We start from the raw sequence: 17,520 nt of genomic DNA, 5'->3' as shown, positions 1-17,520 counted from the left end.
CAACTGACCCACACCTACACCCAGCCGGGAAGCTTCACGGTTCAGGTCACGCCACAGGGCAGCACTCCGGTGACGACTCCCATCACCCTGACAGCCCCCAACTCAGTCCTAACGGTGACGCCTAGCAGTGCGGCGATTCGGCAGACAGTCACGGCCAATCTGACCAGCCTTGTCCCCGCGTTGACCTACACGTTGGATTGGGGCGACAACACCACCGATTCGATAACAGGCACAACGACCACGCAGAAGACCCATGTGTACCCTCAACCCGGTACGTACACGGTGACGCTGACCTCATCTGCGACCACTCCGGCTACAGCCACCGTGACGACCACCGTGCCTGCCCCGACCGCCACGGCGACTCCCACCGTCCTGAGCGCCACGCTGAATCTGAGCAACCTGCTGACGGGCTACGCCTACAGCGTCGCTTGGGGCGATGGGACAACCGAAGCCCTGACGCCAACCGCAGTTACAGCGCAACTCACCCACACCTACAGCCAACCGGGAAGCTTCACGATTCAGGTCACGCCACAGGGCGGCACTCCGGTCACCACCACTGCGACGCTGACAGCTCCGAACTCCGTCTTGACGGTGACGCCCAGCAGTGCGGCGATCCGGCAGACAGTCACGGCCAATCTGACCAGCCTTGTCCCGGCTCTGACCTACACGTTGGATTGGGGAGACAACACCACCGACACCATCACAGGCACGGCAACCAGCCAGAAGACGCATACCTACAGCGCTCCCGGTACGTACACCGTTACTCTGACTTCTTCCGCGACCACTCCGGTCACGGCCACTGTAACGACGACCGTGCCCACTCCGACCGTGACGGCGACTTCCACCGTGCTGACCGCCACGCTGAATCTGAGCAACCTGCTGACTGGCTATGCCTACACCGTGGTTTGGGGCGATGGAACGACCGAAGCCCTGACGCCAACGGCAGTGACAGCGCAACTGACCCACACCTACACCCAGCCGGGGACGGTCACGATTCAGCTCACGCCACAGGGCAGCACTCCAGTCACCACCACCGTGACGCTGAGCCTTCCTGCGGCGACTCTGGCCGTCACTGCCCAGCGGCTGGAGGCTGTGGCCGATCTCGCGCAACTCGTTTCCGGTCAGCCGTATGTCCTGAAGTGGGGCGACGGAGCGACTGAAAACTTCACGGCCACGGGCACCACGGCCCGCCTGACGCATCAGTACGCGCAGCCCGGCGCAGTGACCTTGACCCTCACGGCCCCGAGCATGACCCCGGCCACCGCTGCCCTGCGGCTGAGTGCGCCGCCAGCGCTGGAAGTGGCAGGCACCGATCTGACCGTGAACGCCTCGGTTTCGCAGTTGGTCGTGGGCCTGACCTACACGCTGAGCTGGGGAGACGGGCGCACAGAACAGCTGATTGCCGCCGCTGCCCAGGTAAGCCGCACCTACAGTTATGCCCGGCCCGGCACCTACACCGTGCGGGTGTCGCTGGCTGGTGGAGAAAGTGCAAGCGCGGCTGTGACGGCCGTGGCTCCGGTGGCAGCGCTGAGCATCACGCCCAGCACTGCTGCTCTGGGGCAGCCGGTGACGGCTTTCCTGTCCGGCCTCGCGCCTTCTCTGACCTACAGCCTGGACTGGGGGGACGGAAATCCTTCCGAGACTGTGACCGGCGTGACCACTGCTGGCTTGACCCACGTCTTTGTCAGGTTCGGAACCTACCTGACCGGCACATTCACGGTGACGCTGAAAGCTCCGGGTGTCACCCCCGTTTCGGGAACGGTGACCATCGGTGTGCCTGTTCCAACGCTCAGTACCACACAGGACGTACTGAAAGTTACCCTGTCTGTGGGCAATCTGGTTCTCATTCCTTCCCCCATGTACGCCTATTCGGTTGATTGGGGAGATGGAAGCTCTGAGTCGTTCGTGAGCTCTGGCAACGAACTGCCTGTCCGGCTGATTCACAGCTATCCCCGCCCCGGTACTTTCCGGGTGCAAGTGACTCCTCCCGGTGGCCTGACGCCAGTCAGCACCTCGGTGACGCTGACCGTGCCGGACGCCGCCCTGTCTGTGACGCCTCCAAGTGCGCCTGTGGGGCAGCCCATGACAGCCCGTATCACCGGGATGGTTCCGGCCCTGACCTACACCCTCAACTGGGGCGACGGCACCACCGAGAGACTGACCGGAAGCGTGACCGCCGAGCGAACCCACGCCTACTCGGAGGCAGGCACCCGCGCCGTGTATCTGGAAGCGCCCGGCATCCCGACTGTCTCCGCGAACGCCACGACCACCGTTCCCACCCCGACCGCCACCGCGACGGCAAATCTCCTGACCGCGACCCTCAGTCTGGGCAACCTCTTGCCGGGATATGAGTACCTCATCGATTGGGGCGACGGCGTAAAGGAGAACCTGACCGCCGCCGCCGAAACTTCCCAGCGGACGCACACCTACGCGCAGGCGATCACGGTGTCCATCACGGTCGCGCCCGTGTCGGCCACCCCGGTTTCAGTCACAGTGACCCTGTCTGCCCCGGTGCCAGTGCTGAAGGTGACTCCGGCTGCTGTGCTGCTGGGCGAGACCGTCACCGCTGATCTGTCCAACCTGCGGCCCGGTCTGTCCACGCTGGAGTGGGGAGACGGACAGACCGAGGTTCTGGAACGTACAGACGCCGCGCAACGCACCCACACCTACAACACGTTGGGCGTGTTCACCGTCACCCTGACCTCCACCGCGCAGGAGAGGGTGACCGTGAAGGCCACCGTGACAGTCACGGCCCCTGCCCCGCTGCTGGCCGTGACCCCCACCACCTTGCTTGTTCGCGGGGAAGTCACGGCCCGCCTGTCCACGCTGGTTCCGGCGCTGACTTACACCCTGAACTGGGGCGACGGCACCACCGATTCCGTCACCGGAACTGCCAGTGCCCAGAAGACGCACGTCTACAGCGCTCCCGGCACGTACACCATCACGCTGGCCGCACCGCAGACCGAAGCTGTTTCGGCCACGGTGACGGCCACCATACCCACCCCGACCGCCGCGGTTACCGACGGGCCGCTGACGGCCACCCTGACGCTGGGCAGGCTGTTGAGCGGTGATCTCTACACGATTACCTGGGGCGACGGCACCACCGAAACCCTGACGGCCACCAGCGACGCCGCGCAGTTGACCCATACCTACACCCAGCCCGGTACCTTCACGGTCCAGGTGGCCCGCAGCGGGGTTGCTCCCGTCACGGTGACGGCCACGGTCGGGGCACCCTTCCCCGCATTGGTGGTCACGCCGGAAGCCGCCCAGGTAGGCCAGACGGTCACCGCCGACCTGACGAATCTGGTGCCTGCCCTGTCCTACACGCTGCACTGGGCTGACGGCACCACCGAATCCATCACGGGTGTGACGACGGCTCGCCTGACCCACGTCTACCTGCGAACTGGAATCTTCAGCATCCGCACCGAGCAGGCCCAGGGCTATACCTCGCGTGGGTATCTGGTCACCGTGACCATGCCAACTGCGGCCCTGACGGTCAGCGCTGACCGACTGAACGCGGCGGCCTCCCTGACGAAACTTATCCCGGTGGTGACCTATACCCTGGACTGGGGCGACGGTACCCCGGCGGCCACCGTCACCGGCGTGACCGAAACGGCCTTGACCCACCGGTATGCGGCAGTCGGCGATTACAACGTGCTGCTCAGCGCCGACGATATGCGCGGCGTCCGGGAAACCGTATCTGTCCAGGTGCCCGCCGGAACCTTGACCCTGAGCGCACAGGGCCTGGAGGCCGCCGCCCGGTTCTCCGGCCTGGAAGCCACTCTCAGCTACACCCTTGACTGGGGCGACGGTACCATCACGCCGATCACGCTTCAGGAACCAACCACTGGCACAGGTCAACTGACCCACACCTACGCCCTGCCCGGTACCTACACTGTCTCGCTGACCTCGCCGCGGGTCGGCACGGCGAGCGCCCCCGTTACCCTGGTTGCGCAGGCCCCGGTTCTGGAAGTGACTGCGCCGACCCTGACAGCCACCGCCCGCCTGAGTGGTCTGTTGCCTGCTGCCACCTACACCCTGGACTGGGGGGACGGCGCGGCGCAGCAGATCACCGGCCAGAGTGCCGCGACCCTGACGCACGAGTACCCAGGCCCCGGTGTCCGGACTGTGCGCGTGACTGCTCGGGGCATCCCGGAAGCCACCAGCGAAGTTCGGGTGGGTGTGCCGCCCACCGAAGCCGTCCGGGTCCTGAACGTAGATGATCTGGGAGCCGGGTATCACTTTCAGGCCAGCGGTCTCCTGCCCGAGGGGGTCTATTTCATCGATTACGGCGACGGCCAGAGCGAACGTCTGACCGGCAGTAAAGACGTGCAACTGGATCACACCTACGCGCGTTCCGGGTCATATGTGGTCACCCTGCGGTTGTTGGGCCGGGGCGAGCCGGACACCGTGCGGGCCACCACGCCCGTGCAGGTGCAGATCGAACTGAGCTTTGGCGGCGGCCTGCTGATCTTTACTCAGCCCGACAGAACCAGGGACCTGCTGCTCAATACCCTCGAGCCCTTCAGTGCTGCCGTCACCATCAACTACCGGGGCAGCGGGCGTCTGTCGGGTCGCTGGCTGATCGACGGTCAACCCTACAAGAGCGTGGACGAGGTGCTGCCTGAAGGTGGCGGCACCCTGACCCTCTCACTGTCGCTGACCGAGCGGCGGGTCGGGGCTCACACCCTGGGTTTTGAGTTCAGCGATCCCGCCCGCACAGCCGCGTCACCGACCAGCCTTTCCCCGCTCCGGTACGCCCTCAACGTGCCGCAGACCGTATCATTCGGCGCCTTTGACCTGAAACTCGTGACCGTTGAGGACCTGGGCGCGTACTTCCAGCCGGGCAGCGGCACCATAACGCTGTCGGGCAGCGGCACACTGGCGCTGGTCGTGGGCGGTACCCCTGTGGGCGACGTCACCGTGAGCTTCAAAAATCAGACCATGCAGCTCTCGGACGGCAACCGCCGGGGCCTGGTGTATCAGGGCGATCCAGTCACCGTGGCCCTGAACGACCAACCAGTTCGCAACGCCCGTCTGGGAGACGCGGCCCTGCGCCTCGGTCAGCTCAAGCTGGACAGGAACGGAGCCACCCTCAGGGGCACGGTCACTCTGCCTGCTGTGTCTGGCGGCAGTCCCCTGACCCTGAACCTCACCGACGCTCCTCTGGCCGCCACGTCCGGCGATCTGCTGGGTACCCTGCGTCCAACCGCCGCCATTCAGAACGTGGCCCTGCCCGAAGCGGGCCTGACTCTGGCCGCCGATGAGGTGACGCTCGATCTCTCGGCAGCGCAGAATTCCAGTGCACTGGCCGAGGCTTACCAGGATCAGGCCGCTCCAGCCAATGACTGGATGGGTCTGGTGTTCCCTGCGGCCCGCCTGACGGTCGGCACTCCAATCCTGCGTCAGGCGGTCACCCTGACCAAAGCCGTGGCCTACAACCTCTCCGGGTACGTCACCACCATCGATCTGGCGGCAGGCAGTACCGGCATGCTGGGCTGGACGGTCGACCTGACTTCCCTGCACTCCAGTGTGCTGGCGGGCCGCATCTCGACCACCAAGGGCGTCGGCACGGTCCTGCTGCCGCTGGTCAACGAGCGGATGAACGTCACGCTGGGCTGGAATACCAACGCCCAGCCCGGCGCACGGTTTACCCTCAGCGGCAACGGAACCGTGAAGGAACATTCCTTCGGCAAGACCAGCCTCAACCTGGGCCAGGGTGCCTGGACGGTCAGTTCTGAGGGAGCCGCCAGCGTGGTCTTCAGCAACGCCCTCTGGAAGCTGAACGACGTGAGCCGCGACGCCGCGCTGGGCACCACCGACCTGAGCCTGCCCAACCTGACCATGACCGGCAGCGGTGACGTGAGTCTCGACGGTCGCCCCTGGAGCAGCGTGACGGGCAAGACCAACCTGACCGTCTTCGGCTATCCCTTCGCAGCGGCTGAAGTGGGCGTGCAGCGTCAGGGCAGCGGCTACACCCTGGGCCTCAACGGGCGCCTGCAGGTCAACGAGAAGCTCCCCGTGAACAACACCAACTCACCGCTCCTCTTCTGGGTGGAGGGTGGCCGGGACGTCAAGGTCACGACCGAGCGCATCCGCCTGACTGGAGAAGTCGTCAAGGTTCCCTTCGACATCACGCTGGACGGGGCGTTTACCACGGACGGCAGGCTGGAATTCAGCGGTGACGGCAAAATGAACATGGCTGGCCTGCTGGACGTGAATGCCAAGGCCCTCTTTGGCCGGTTCAGCGGTACCAACTTCAACTATTTCAGCTCGGGTAGCGCAGGTTCGGTCGGATACGGTTCGGTCCTGGCGTCGATCGGTACAGGTGCGCAGATCGGCAAACCGCTCGTCACGGTCAAGCGGGTCGAACTCTATGAACTTCAGGGTGGACTCCTGGTGAACATGGACTGGCCCGGCGGACTGGATCAGCCTCCGCGTTTCCGCGAGGGCGGGCCGAACATGGTCTTCCAGGCCGGAGCGCTCCTGAGCGTGAAGCAGGACAAGAATCCGCCGATCAAACCGTTCATGAAGGGCGTTCTGAACGTGGACACTACGGGCGGGTTCGATATGAAGGCTGACCTCTGGCTGCTCAAACCCGGTCAGACGCTGGTGCAGACGGCCCCGAATGGCCGCGCCCTGGTCAGTGTCTCCGGGTTGGTCAGCCTGCCCTCCTCCAGTCGCCTGCTCGTTCAGGCCTGCGTCGGCCCCAACGGCATTTCCAGTGTGGGCGGCCTGAACTGTGCGGGCGCCGCCGAACTCAACCTCTACGACCTGATGAAACTGCGCGGGTCGCTGGAACTGTACGCGCCGTTCTCGGGCGATGATCAGCACCTGTACGTGGGCACCAAGGAATCGCCCATCGTCGTCAATCTTCCACGAGTCCCTGAGGCCCGGGGCTACCTGATGATCGACCGCGACAGCGTGAAAGTCGGTGCGGGCGTGACGTGGGGCTTCGAGAAGGGCGACAGCGGCAGCCTGCTGGTGTGCAGCTGGCACTGGAACATCAAGGCCAGTGCCAGCCTGGACGCAGAATTCGGCATCACCTACGTGCCCGTGGCCCTGGACGGCAGCGTGAAATTTGGAGCCAGCGCCAGTGCCAGCGCCGGAGGCTGCGGCCTGAACGTGAACGTGGGTGCCACCATGACCTTCGACGGCAAACTGCACCTCGCCAGCGACGCCCGGTATTTCGACGGCAAGGTGGCGGCTTCCGTCAGCCTGCCCGTCATTCCCGACATTAACTTCAGTGTGAACACCAAAGTGAATTTCTGACGGCCCCGCGCGGGTCTGGCCTCCGGGTCTGCCCGCCTGCCGTTCCTGAGGAGCCTATGCGTACCCTTCCCACCCTGATTCTCCTGACCAGCCTCAGCCTGACCCCGCTCGGCCTGGCCGCTGCCCAGATCAATCCGCAGAGCAGCCCGCAACCAGTCAAGGCTGGCGTCGCGGCGCTGCCCACCCCAGACGGAGCGCTGCTGCGCTGGTTCCTGCCCGGTGACGTGATTCCCAGCGGCGGCTTTCTGCTTCAGGTGACCGGCGCGGCTGGAGCGCGCTCTGTTGCGGTCGCCTCACCGCAGCCCTTCACAGCGGCCCTGGGCCTCACGCAGGACGAATACAACGCCGTGACCGCCATCTATGCCCCGCCGATCACCGACGAGAGCAACCGGGTTCAGCGGGCCATCTTCAGCCTCAACGTGGTGGCCCGGCCTGCCTACGCCCGTGCGCTGGGCATTCTGACGACCCTGACTGGCCTGCCCCCCGGCCCGCACACCGTCACCGTGTACGCCGTGAACGGGAAGAGCCAGACCCGCGTGGGCAGCGCGACCTTCCGCACCGGCTCCACGTCGCCTGTCCCTGCCCCCTCTGCCCTGAAGGTCGGTGCGGTCCCGGCGGCGGCACGCCTGACCTGGGCCGCTCCAGCAGGCGCAGAAAGCAGTCTGGTCGTGGCCTACAACGTGTACCGTGCCTCAGCCACCGGCCCTTTTGCGCGGCTGGAGCCTGCTCCGTTTTTCCGCACGCAGGGGGCCGGAGGAGACGTGTTCACCGACGCGGCCATCCAGCCCGGTGTGCCGTACCGCTATCAGGTGACCAGTGTCGATCTGTTCGGCCGGGAGTCGCTGCCCACGGCCCCGGTGACTTTGCCCGTTCGCGCCGCCCTTCCTCTGATCAGCCCGGAGCTGACCCGCGCCACCCCTGGCAACCGCGCCGTCACGCTGGAATGGACGCCCAATCCTGATCCGCGCATCCGCACGCTGCTGGTCTTGCGGGGCATCACGCCGGAAAGCCTGACCGTGATCGCCCGGCTCGGCCCCACGGCCAGTACCTACGTGGATAAGGACGTGCAGGGGGGCGTGCCTTACCTGTACGCCCTGGCTGCCGCTGACGAAACCGGACGGGTCGGTGGGCGAGGCACCCTGACGGGCGCGACCGGCCAGAATCTCACGCCGCCCGCCGCCCCCAGCGGCCTGACCGTCACGCCCGGTGAGCGTGCCCTGACCCTCACCTGGGCCGCCAATTCGGAAACAGACCTGCGCGGTTACCGGGTCTACCGCTCCGAGGGCGAACAGTCCACTGCCCAGGAAATTTTGCTCACCGGGCTGCCCATCACCGCCACGACCTACCTGGACGCCATCCCGCAGGGGGTGCAGGCCCGCTACCATTACCGCGTGGTGGCCGTGAATACCACCCAGATCGAATCCGCGCCCTCCGTGACCGTGACCGCCGCCCTGCTGGACACCACCCCGCCGCCTCCGCCGGTGCTGGCCGCGGTCATCGCTGGCCCCACCAGCCTGACCCTGAACTGGATTCAGGCTGAGGTGCCGGACTTGACTGGCTTCGAGGTCATCCGCACCACGGATAAGGCCCCAGAGACGGTCCTGACCACCCTCAGCGCCGCCATCCGCACCTATGAGGACACCACCGCCGTACCGGGCGTCCCCTACAGCTATTCCCTGCGGAGCCTCGACCGTGCGGGCAACCGTTCCCAGCCTGCCGTACCCATCCGGGCCGCCCTTCCGGCACCCGCGGGCAGCACCCTGCCCACCGATCTGCGGGCCACGCTCCTCCCGGAGAAGGCGGGCGTGCAGTTGCGCTGGACGACTGGCCCCAGCCCCGCCCGCTACGTGGTGTACCGTCTGTCGGGCACGCTGCCCCTGCAGGTGTCTGACCTGTTGTCCGGGCAGAGCTTCACCGATCCGCAGGGTCAGGCCGACTCGCAGTACGTGATCCGTGCCGTCAGCAGCAGCGGGGAGCTGAGCGAACCCACCCCCACGTTGCACGTCAATCCCTGATCCGCGGCCCTGAAGAAACTGCACAGAGGCACTTCACATTCCCTCTCTCCGTCCACCCTGTGTCCGGTCGCCAACTCCCTTCACACCTGCTTAACGAAGCGGAGAGGTGGTTGTTTGCGCCCCGCGGCCAGGGTTATTTTTACGAGCCGTTAACGCCTGAAAGGTCAATCTGATTTCAGATTTCAGTTGACACGGACTGACCCCCCCCACCTCCGGTGGACTGGGGCCGGCATCAGGAGACTCGATGAGAGTAGTGGAAGTACAGACCCCACAATTCTGCATTGCCCAACTGGATTTTGCTCAGTGGGACATAGACCGCGCCAGTTCGGCGTCTGCCGTTCTGCGGACGAGAGACATCGTTCTGAACCTTCAGCCGCCGCCGGGTGACAGCGTGGGCATGGCGGTCTACCAGGGTGCCCTGTACATCTACCGCCTTCCGAATGCGGTGGGGCCGACGGCTGGAGATCAGGACCGCTGTATTGCCCTGACGGGTGAATCCCTCTGCCTGTTGCCGCAGGGCTATACCGAACCGCTCTCTTACGGAGAGGGAGCCGCCGCCCGGTTCCTTGGCCTGGGGTAAGACAGATTCCGGCTCAAGGTCCAGCTCAAGGGTTTTGAATCCGGTTTGCCAAGATCTGCGGGCCAGCCCACACCTCCGGCGAGGTGAAGATTGAGGCGTTAATGCAGGGGACTGGCACGATAGAGAGCAATCTGGAGAACTCCCTGGCCTTCCGGTTCAGGGAGTTTTCTGAATGGGCGGATCAGCGCACCAGGACGTAAGGGTCCTGCGAAAATTCCAGCAGGGTCAGGATGCGGCGCAGCACCTGTTCGCGCTCGGCGTCCGGCAGAGGTGCGCCCCCACCTTCCCGCGTCAGGGTGCTGACATAGATCGGTTTGGCGTCCAGTGAAGGTTCGGTTTCCACGGTGTAGAGCTGGTCGCCGTCCTGATATTCCATCCGGAACCGGTCCGTGACCTGAACCCGTTCGCCTGCCGACGATTCGACCCACAGAAAGCCTTTTCTGGTCAGTTCATTCATGTCTGTACCGCCTTCCAGTTCTGTTGCCCCGCTCTGTTGCTGCGCCATATCACTCGACCAGGCTTTGCAGATAGGCACTGATGACCCGTTCCGAATTTCCCAGTTCCAGGGAAACTGCTTCAAAGAGATCGAAGTCCTCGGTGGAGATCAGCACATCGTCCTCGACGACAGCCTCGGCCAGCATTTCGAGGGCCACACCCGGTTCACCGTTGTCCAGCCAGTCGTCCACCAGTTCGCGGGCGGAACCGCTGCCCAGCGTCTGCCCACGTCCGTCGATAGAATCGGCCAGTTCTCTGATCTGTTCGGTTGGATTCATGATGGGCCGTCCTGGTGTGTCTGAGAGTGGGGCTGCTTGCCGCGCTGCCCTTGCAGTTTATCCGCCAGAAAGTCGCTGACCGGGGCCGGAATGTCAATGACCTGCGAAGCAGCCAAAATGTCTCCTACATTCTGAGAAGAAAGGTAGCCGATACACCCCTGGGTTCGGACGCCGTAGTGATTGACATGTTCATCAATCGGCAGGGCCACGTCGGGAAAGAGCGTGATGCGGTAGCCCTCGAAATACGGATCGTGCCAGCCGTATTTATCGTCGGTGTCATCTTCCCAGGCTTCCATGCTGACAGAAGAATCGTACTGCACGCCGCCCCTGGCCAGCTTGTGGATAAAGTTTCCCCCGGACAGTCTGGACAGCAGGTCCAGCCCGCTCAGGCACACGGCGACGTCGTGCTCGATGCCCTGGGCGATCAGGTCGCTGGGTTGAACGCACAGGGCGACTCTGGCTGCAAATTGGGCCTGAAGAAACTGAAGTTGAGCTTGGGTCATGGTGATGTGCCTCGGCTATCTAGTGGGATGGGAATTGGTCACGGTGGCCGTGCCCTGGATGTCTCTGAGGTAGAACTGGAAATTGATTCCGGCATAGGCCGTGCTGTAGCCCTGGCTCCTGCCTGCGGTGTAATTGGGGTTGGTCACAAAATTGTTCATGAAGTCGTTCTCGGCTGCGGGATAGGCCCCGGCAGCGGCCCGCTCGGCGAGAATGGTCATCTGGGCGTCGGTGTACACGGCTGGATCGTAGACCGTCTTGATCAGCGTTTTGGTCTTGTACTGAATCTGTCCGCCGACCCGGACCGGTTGATCGGCGTCCTTGCCGCTGCCCTGAATCTTGGGTACCTGGTACTCGATCTCAAACAGTCCCGGCACCACGTCACCGTTGATATCCACGATGGGCGTCTTGGTCAGCACCTGCCCGTCTCCCTGCTCGATGGCGGCGTAAAAGGCTTCCATGTTGTGCGCCCCCGAAACGCCGCCCGACAGATTCAGTTTGCCTGTTTTGAGCAGTAGATTCTCTGCCCTGGACAGGTGATCGGTCAGGCTGCCGCCGCTCTGGGTTTCAAAGGGGGTGTTCTGAACCAGCGCGTCGGCGTCTGGATCGTGGGGCACCGGACTGTCGGGCACAGAGGAGGGCGGCAGCGCGGCGGGATCGGTTGTGTTCGTGGGAGTCGCCGTGCTCGGAGGAGTTGCTGTACTGCCCAGTGCTGCCGGGTCTGTGGTCGGAGCGACTGGGGTCACATCCGGCCCGCCTGCATTCTGAGTGGTGGCGCTACGCCGATTCGGATTCTGATAGTGGTTCCAGCGGTCGATCTGCGGATTGCTTTCCAGCAGGGGCCGCTCGATGGTGGCAAAGACGCGGGTGGGGAGCGCCCCGTCCACGAACAGGTGAATATTGCCGCTCGCGCCCGTGGCGTACTTCATCGACGCTTTCATCCAGACCAGATCGGCCAACCGGACATCGGTTTCAAATTCCTTGTAAAGCGCCAGGGCTTCCAGCGCCTTCCCGCCTGGGGTGCCGTCGATGGCGTCGCCGCCGCGCTGGAGGTGATCCAGGGCCATGTCGCGGTTGCCGGGGCCGGAATAGAAGCTGGACTGATCGCCCCGCGTGGAGAAGTCCAGATCATCGACCTGCCGCAGGTATTCCAGCATTTTCTGCTTGGCCGGGCTGTCGGGAATCTCGCTGATGCGCGTCTGCAACTTCTGGTCGAATTCCTGCAAGGCCTTCTGCTGCCGCGCCTGAATGCGCTGCTGATGCTGCTGGGCCTTCCACTGCTCGCGGGTGGTGCTGCGGTCAGGGCCAGCCGGGGCATTGGCCTCCGCCGGGACCGTTTCGGGCTGGGTCCCCCCCCGCCCAGTCTGCTGCGGCGCGTCTGCGGTGGGCGGCGTGTTGGTGGGGGTGGATTCGCCGCCGTTATTGGCTCTGGCGTTCTGTTCCGTTGCCGTTGTCGTCCCGGTCTCTCTGACGGGCAGAGGCTCGGTGGTGGCCGCGTTTCGGGGGGTTCCCGCCGTCTGGTCGCCCAGCAGGTGCGGCGGGGTTTCTCCCGGTGTGGTGGGCGTGTTCTGGTGGCCTGCGCTCCCGGCGGGCGGGGCCGGAACATGCGGCGCGGGCATCCCCTTGCCGCCGATGCTGCCCAGTTTGGTGCCGAAGTTGGTCAGCGTTTCGCCTGCGGCCACCACTGCGCGGTTGTTCAGGACCACGTCGTCCAGCCTTGCGTTGAAGCGGCTGAGCGTGCGGCCCGTATTGGGAAACTCGGTCTGGAAGCGGGTGGTCAGGCCGCCCACCTTGTCGTTGAGGAAGGTCTGGATGCGTGGGCTTTGCCCCAGCCGAGCAAGGCCGCTGCCGCCCACGTTCATGGCGAGGTTCTTGGCGATATTGCCCGCGCTGAAGGTGGCCCCGAGGTCGTATTTGATGCCGAACACGCCCTGATTGGCGTACCCGCTGGCGACCTCGCCCGCCAGCCCGACGCCGGTATTGATGGTGCCTTCCAGCCCGAGTGTGATGCCGGTCTGGGCCAGTTTGCCCATGCCACGCGCCACCAACGCGGTGGTGACGCCCTTGGTGAGTGCTGTGGCTGCCGCGCCGCCGACGCCCCCGAACGCGCCTCCGATGGCCCCGCCGAGCGCCGCCGCGCCGTAGGCTTTCCAGCCGCTGAATTTGCCGTCCACCAGATCTTTGAGGCCCTGACTGGCCACTGCGCTGGCCGCTCCGATCAGGATGCCGAGGCCGATCAGGGCCACCACGCCGATGCCGGTGGCAGCCAGGGCCACCATCGCCGCCGTGACCACCACCGCCACCACGACGTCGATCAGGATCCCCACCGCTGCTTTCCAGCGCGGCTTCACGGCGTCGGCAGCAGCTTCGGCTTTCTCGGTGATGGTCGGGTCTTCGGCCTTGTTGCCCCCGCTGCCCTGATCTTTGGCCGCCACCAGCGCGGTCTGAAAGTCCTTGATGGCCTGTCCCAACTTGCCTTTCAGGGAGTCTCCGACCTTCTTGGTGTCGGTCTTGAAACGCTCGCCGGTGGTCTTGAAACTGGCCCGAATGCCCGTGAGCATGGCCGTACTCTGCTGTTTGTACGCCTTGCCCTGCGTTCCGAACGCTGTCCGGGCCTGGGCCGCCAGTTGTGTCAGGCCCGTGCTGGCGCTGGTGGCCGCCGCCGTACAGGCCGTGCGGGCCTGCGTGCCCAGCGCCGTCAGACCGCTGGCGGCCTGCGTGCCCGTGCGGGTCAGACTGCCCGCGCTGCCCGCCGCACTGGTCGTCATTCCCCGGCTGGCTCCCTGCGCGGCCTGCCGCATGTGCGCCAGAAATCCGGCCATCCCCTTGGCAAAAGTGGCCGAGTCCTGATCCAGATGACGGGCACTGGTTGTGCGGGCCGCTCCGATCTGACGGGTCAGCCCTGCTTTGGCCTGCGCCGCCTGCGTGCTCAGGGCCGAAACGCTGCGGCTGGCCTGCTGTTTCACCGCGCCCTGCTGCTGGCGTGCGGTCTGACGTGCCCCGGTCTGAAGGCTGCTGCGGGTCTGGGCGATGCCGGCCACCGCCGCCTGCTTCTGCGCGGCAATGGCGGCCAGTTGCGCCGCTTTCAGGGCGTCGGCCTGCCGGATTGCCGCCTGCTGGGCCGCATTCATCTGGGCAAACAGGGCCGCCTGACTCTGGGCCAGAGAAGCGAGGTACTGCGCCAACAGTTGCCCGTTGCCTTGCAGCACGGCTCCCTTGGACTCCGGCAGTTTGGCGGCCTGTTCGTTGGCCGCCTCCCTGAAGCTCTCGGCAAAGCTCTTGCCCACCTCGCGGGCGGCGTCTACTTTGGCCTGCCGCTTGTTCTTGGGATAGTCCTCCCCGTTTTTGAAGTCTTCCCAGCCGCTCTGTTTGGGCAGAGCCTCAGCGGCGTACTGGCTGGCACGGCTGTTGCCCAGTGCCGTCGCCTGCCCCGCCACCGTGCTGCCCGCCGCCTTCATCCCCGAAACTGCCGCGCTGAATTCCGCGTTGGTGCGGGTATCGAGGGCCGTCTTGGCGCTGGTGAGTTGGGTTTTCAGGGCGGTGAGGGCCTGCTGCGCCGCCTGTTTCTGCCGCGCCCCCTCCTGCCGGATACCCTGCACCGTGCTCCGGTGCGCCGCATTGACCTGCGCCGTGCTGCGGGTCGCGGCCGCCTGTACCCGCGCTGTGGCCGCGCTCGCCGCCGCCGCGATCTGGCTCTCTGCCGTCTTCAGCGCCGCCGCGATGCGGGCTTCTGCGGCCCGCGCCGCACCCTGCACCTTGGCCGCGCCGCTGCTCCGCGCCGCATCAATCTGCGCGGTCTGCTTGCCCGCCGCGTCCAGGGCCGCAGTCAGCGCTTTCTGGTTGGCCTTGCGGTCCTTGTCGGCCTCTTTTTTCAGGGCGGCGGCCTTCACCGTCACGCTGGGCACGGGGCTGGCTCCGCGTTTCTTGCCGGACGCTCTGCTGGGTTGTTTTTCAGACTGGGTTGCGGCCTGCTCCGGCTGGCGCTTCTGTTGCTGCCGCGCCTGCTTCAATTTGCCCCATTCACGAGGCTCAAACACGGCGGCCTTGCCCAGCGTGGCGGTGGGCCGGACATTCAGACCGCTGGCGCTCAGAGCGTCCAGACGGACCAGTTTCAGGTCTTTGGGAGCAGCTTTATTGGCCGGAGCTTTGGCCGGTGCCGCCGCCTGTTTGCTCTGGGGCGTCTTGGCCCGTGGCGCTGCGGTGACTGGTTTCCTGGTCGGTGCAGGGGTGGTTTTGGCCGGAGTGGGGCGGCCCTGAGGCGTGGTGGACGGACGTTTGGTCGGCGGTGTACCTGATCGCGTCGTCGAAACGGCCGTGACGACCGGGCTTCCGGACGCTGCTGGGGCGGCTACGCCTCCTGTTTCGCTCCCGCCTGCGGGCCGCAGCACGCCGCTTGGTGCCGCTTTGGCGCTCACCTGCACCGGGGGAGTGGGTTGTGGGTTGGCGTGTTCGGCCAGCAGCGCTGCGGGGTCGTTCACGGCCCGTTCCAGCGCGGCCCGTTCTCCGGGGCGCATGGCCGAGATCAGTCCGACGACGGCGCGGCCCAGCAACTGACGGTCGCTGGCATCCGGCAGGGCATTCAGCGCGGCGGCGAGGTCGGTGGGGGTGGCCTGCGTGCCCAGTTTGCGGTACTGCTGGGCGAGTTGCAGCGCCAGTTGTTTCATGGTGCCCAGTTCCGCGCCCTGATCCAGTGCCCCCGACGCTGCCCGCGCCTGCCGCTGGCCCTGTAACTGCCCGGCCAGACGCCCCACCAGGGCGGCCAGCGGCCCAGAGGTAGGCACTGTCCCGACGCCAGCAGGCAGGCTCGGCGTCTCGCCCATGTTGCCGAAACTGGGCAGACCAGGTAGGGGCGGGACCTCCGGGCCGTTTTTAAGGAAGGTTGTTGCTGTCCCCGTTCTCAGTGGAGCCGCACTGTCTGCTGTGCCCGTCAGTCCGTCCGGGGCGGGTTCTTCCCATTGCGGCAGACCTGTCCCAGACGGACGGGAGTTCAGGTCGGAGGCGTTGCCCGGCGTGCCTTCCCCCTGCAACCGGCGTTTTCTCAGTTCCTCCTGCCGCTTCTCTTCTTGCCAACCCGTCATTGCCTCACCTCACTGCTGTATTGCCCTGCGTTCCGGCGTCCTGTACGGCGGCCAGAAGCCCACACCTGCCACGCCGCCCAACCCGCGAAGAGGTCCAGCCCCAGGAGTAAGGCCCCCAACGTCAGCGGTAATCCGGTGCCGTCCAAGGCCTGCACGTTGGACTGGTCGGGCAGATAACGCACGGCCACGCGGCCTGTTCGCTGGGCCTGCTGGGCGGCTTCTGCGCCAATCGGCAATGTGCCCACCAACGCCAATGGAGCGGGCAACTGGTAGCGCACGCTGCTCTGCGGCATCAGGCTGCGTGGGCCGGGAGCCGATAAAAATTCGAGTACCCGCGCCTGGACCACCACACCGCGCCCGGCCAATGCCTGTTGCCGCCGCCAGTCCTGCACGAGCGAAAGATGCATCCAGACGAGGGCCAGCAGCAAGACCAGCAGACAGGCTCCGCCGAGCCAGAGCGCCAGATTAGCCTTCATGCTCTGGCTCCAGTGCTATCTCCAGTGGGCGGCCCAGCAGCTCCGCGTAATCGAAACTGGGCAGGGCAGGCAGCGGCACAGCCAGCGGCGCGACTGGAGCCGGGATCTGGCCTGCCAGCGTGCCCTGAATCCACTGCGGCGAGACCCGGCTCAGGAGGCTGAGAAGTGCCAGCATGGCCGGATGCTGTTTCGGGTCGGTGGGCGAGGAGGGGAGACCGGTCTGAACCGGGGCTGGTGCTGCCGCCAGAGCGTCCTGAGCCTGTGCCAGGCGGACTTCCAGCGCACTCAGGCGGGCCTCTGCCGCCGCCAGATTCTCCTGATCTGCTCCCAATGCCGCCGCAAATGTTTCAGGCGTGCGGGCACTGAGCAGATCGCCCAGATCGTCCACGTTCAGTTCCCGTACCAGATGGGCCAGATAATCCGGGTCGCCCAGCAGTTGGGCGGCGGCGGCTTCGGCCTCGGCAGTGCTCAGGCGGTAGGGGGCCAGCGCCGAGGCGGGCAGGCGGTACACCTGACCCCAGAGGTCCAGAACTTCTTGCAGGTCTGCCGCGCCGCTGGGAGGCACTTCACTGGGGCGGGTGGGCCACTGGAACACCGCGCCGCTGAGGGGGTCGGTCAGCAGGACAGGAGCAGTGAGACTGGCTGGATTGCTCATGGGATCATCTCCTTGCGCCGCACGGGTGACAGCGTGTCTATCGCTCGATTTAAACCTGGATTCATCCGTCACCACGCCTTTTGCCTTGCCCACACACCACTGACCACGCTCCTCTCTAAGTACGTCGTCGCTAACATTCCGCTTGATCCCAAAGGGCGGGATAAAGCTCC

At 65.6% G+C, this 17,520-nt stretch carries 9 protein-coding genes; 3 read left to right on the top strand and 6 right to left on the bottom strand.

The genetic code is table 11. The features are described 5' to 3' along the window. Positions 1 to 69: 69 nt before the first annotated feature. The 3 genes from F561_RS0105245 to F561_RS0105235 all read left to right on the top strand — a co-directional run bounded on the left by F561_RS0105245 (position 70) and on the right by F561_RS0105235 (position 9,867). On the top strand, positions 70 to 7,272 hold the full coding sequence (locus tag F561_RS0105245; RefSeq protein WP_157451586.1) for a PKD domain-containing protein: 7,203 nt from the start codon (positions 70 to 72) through the stop codon (positions 7,270 to 7,272). A 56-nt stretch (positions 7,273 to 7,328) separates the two neighbouring features. Then, positions 7,329 to 9,287 carry a fibronectin type III domain-containing protein gene (locus F561_RS0105240; protein WP_019008900.1) on the top strand — a complete coding sequence of 653 codons (1,959 nt, stop codon included), beginning with the start codon at positions 7,329 to 7,331 and terminating at the stop codon, positions 9,285 to 9,287. 244 nt (positions 9,288 to 9,531) lie between these two features. Then, the gene (locus F561_RS0105235; protein WP_019008899.1) at positions 9,532 to 9,867 is read left to right on the top strand and encodes a hypothetical protein; all 336 of its coding nucleotides are present in this window, start codon (positions 9,532 to 9,534) and stop codon (positions 9,865 to 9,867) included. Between the two features lie 181 nt (positions 9,868 to 10,048). Here the strand turns inward: F561_RS0105235 and F561_RS0105230 are convergent, their stop codons facing one another. From F561_RS0105230 to F561_RS0105205, 6 genes are read right to left on the bottom strand one after another with little or no spacing between them, the layout of a single operon-like run. Next, complete coding sequence (locus F561_RS0105230; protein ID WP_157451585.1) at positions 10,049 to 10,324, bottom strand: hypothetical protein; 276 nt, start codon at positions 10,322 to 10,324, stop codon at positions 10,049 to 10,051. A 49-nt stretch (positions 10,325 to 10,373) separates the two neighbouring features. Then, entirely contained in the window at positions 10,374 to 10,640 is a 267-nt protein-coding gene (locus tag F561_RS0105225; protein WP_019008897.1) for a hypothetical protein, read from the bottom strand. Beyond that, positions 10,637 to 11,143: a hypothetical protein gene (locus F561_RS0105220; RefSeq protein ID WP_019008896.1), complete on the bottom strand. Its 507-nt coding sequence runs from the start codon at positions 11,141 to 11,143 to the stop codon at positions 10,637 to 10,639. Before F561_RS0105220 ends, F561_RS0105225 begins: the two co-directional genes overlap by 4 nt. Before the next feature lie 15 nt (positions 11,144 to 11,158). Continuing rightward, positions 11,159 to 16,219, bottom strand: a complete 5,061-nt coding sequence (locus F561_RS0105215) for a hypothetical protein (protein WP_020621305.1) — start codon at positions 16,217 to 16,219, stop codon at positions 11,159 to 11,161. Further along, on the bottom strand, positions 16,216 to 16,695 hold the full coding sequence (locus F561_RS0105210) for a hypothetical protein (protein WP_019008895.1): 480 nt from the start codon (positions 16,693 to 16,695) through the stop codon (positions 16,216 to 16,218). The genes F561_RS0105215 and F561_RS0105210 overlap by 4 nt, the downstream gene beginning before the upstream one ends. After that, positions 16,685 to 17,350 (bottom strand): hypothetical protein, encoded by a 666-nt coding sequence (locus F561_RS0105205; RefSeq protein WP_019008894.1) that lies wholly within the window; start codon positions 17,348 to 17,350, stop codon positions 16,685 to 16,687. The genes F561_RS0105210 and F561_RS0105205 overlap by 11 nt, the downstream gene beginning before the upstream one ends. Between the last annotated feature and the right edge of the window lie 170 nt (positions 17,351 to 17,520).

It is taken from the genome of Deinococcus aquatilis DSM 23025 (assembly GCF_000378445.1).
GTDB classification, from domain to species: Bacteria; Deinococcota; Deinococci; order Deinococcales; family Deinococcaceae; genus Deinococcus; species Deinococcus aquatilis.
The sequence above is the reverse complement of the archived record's forward strand: the minus strand, read 5'-3'. Positions and strand labels throughout refer to the sequence as shown.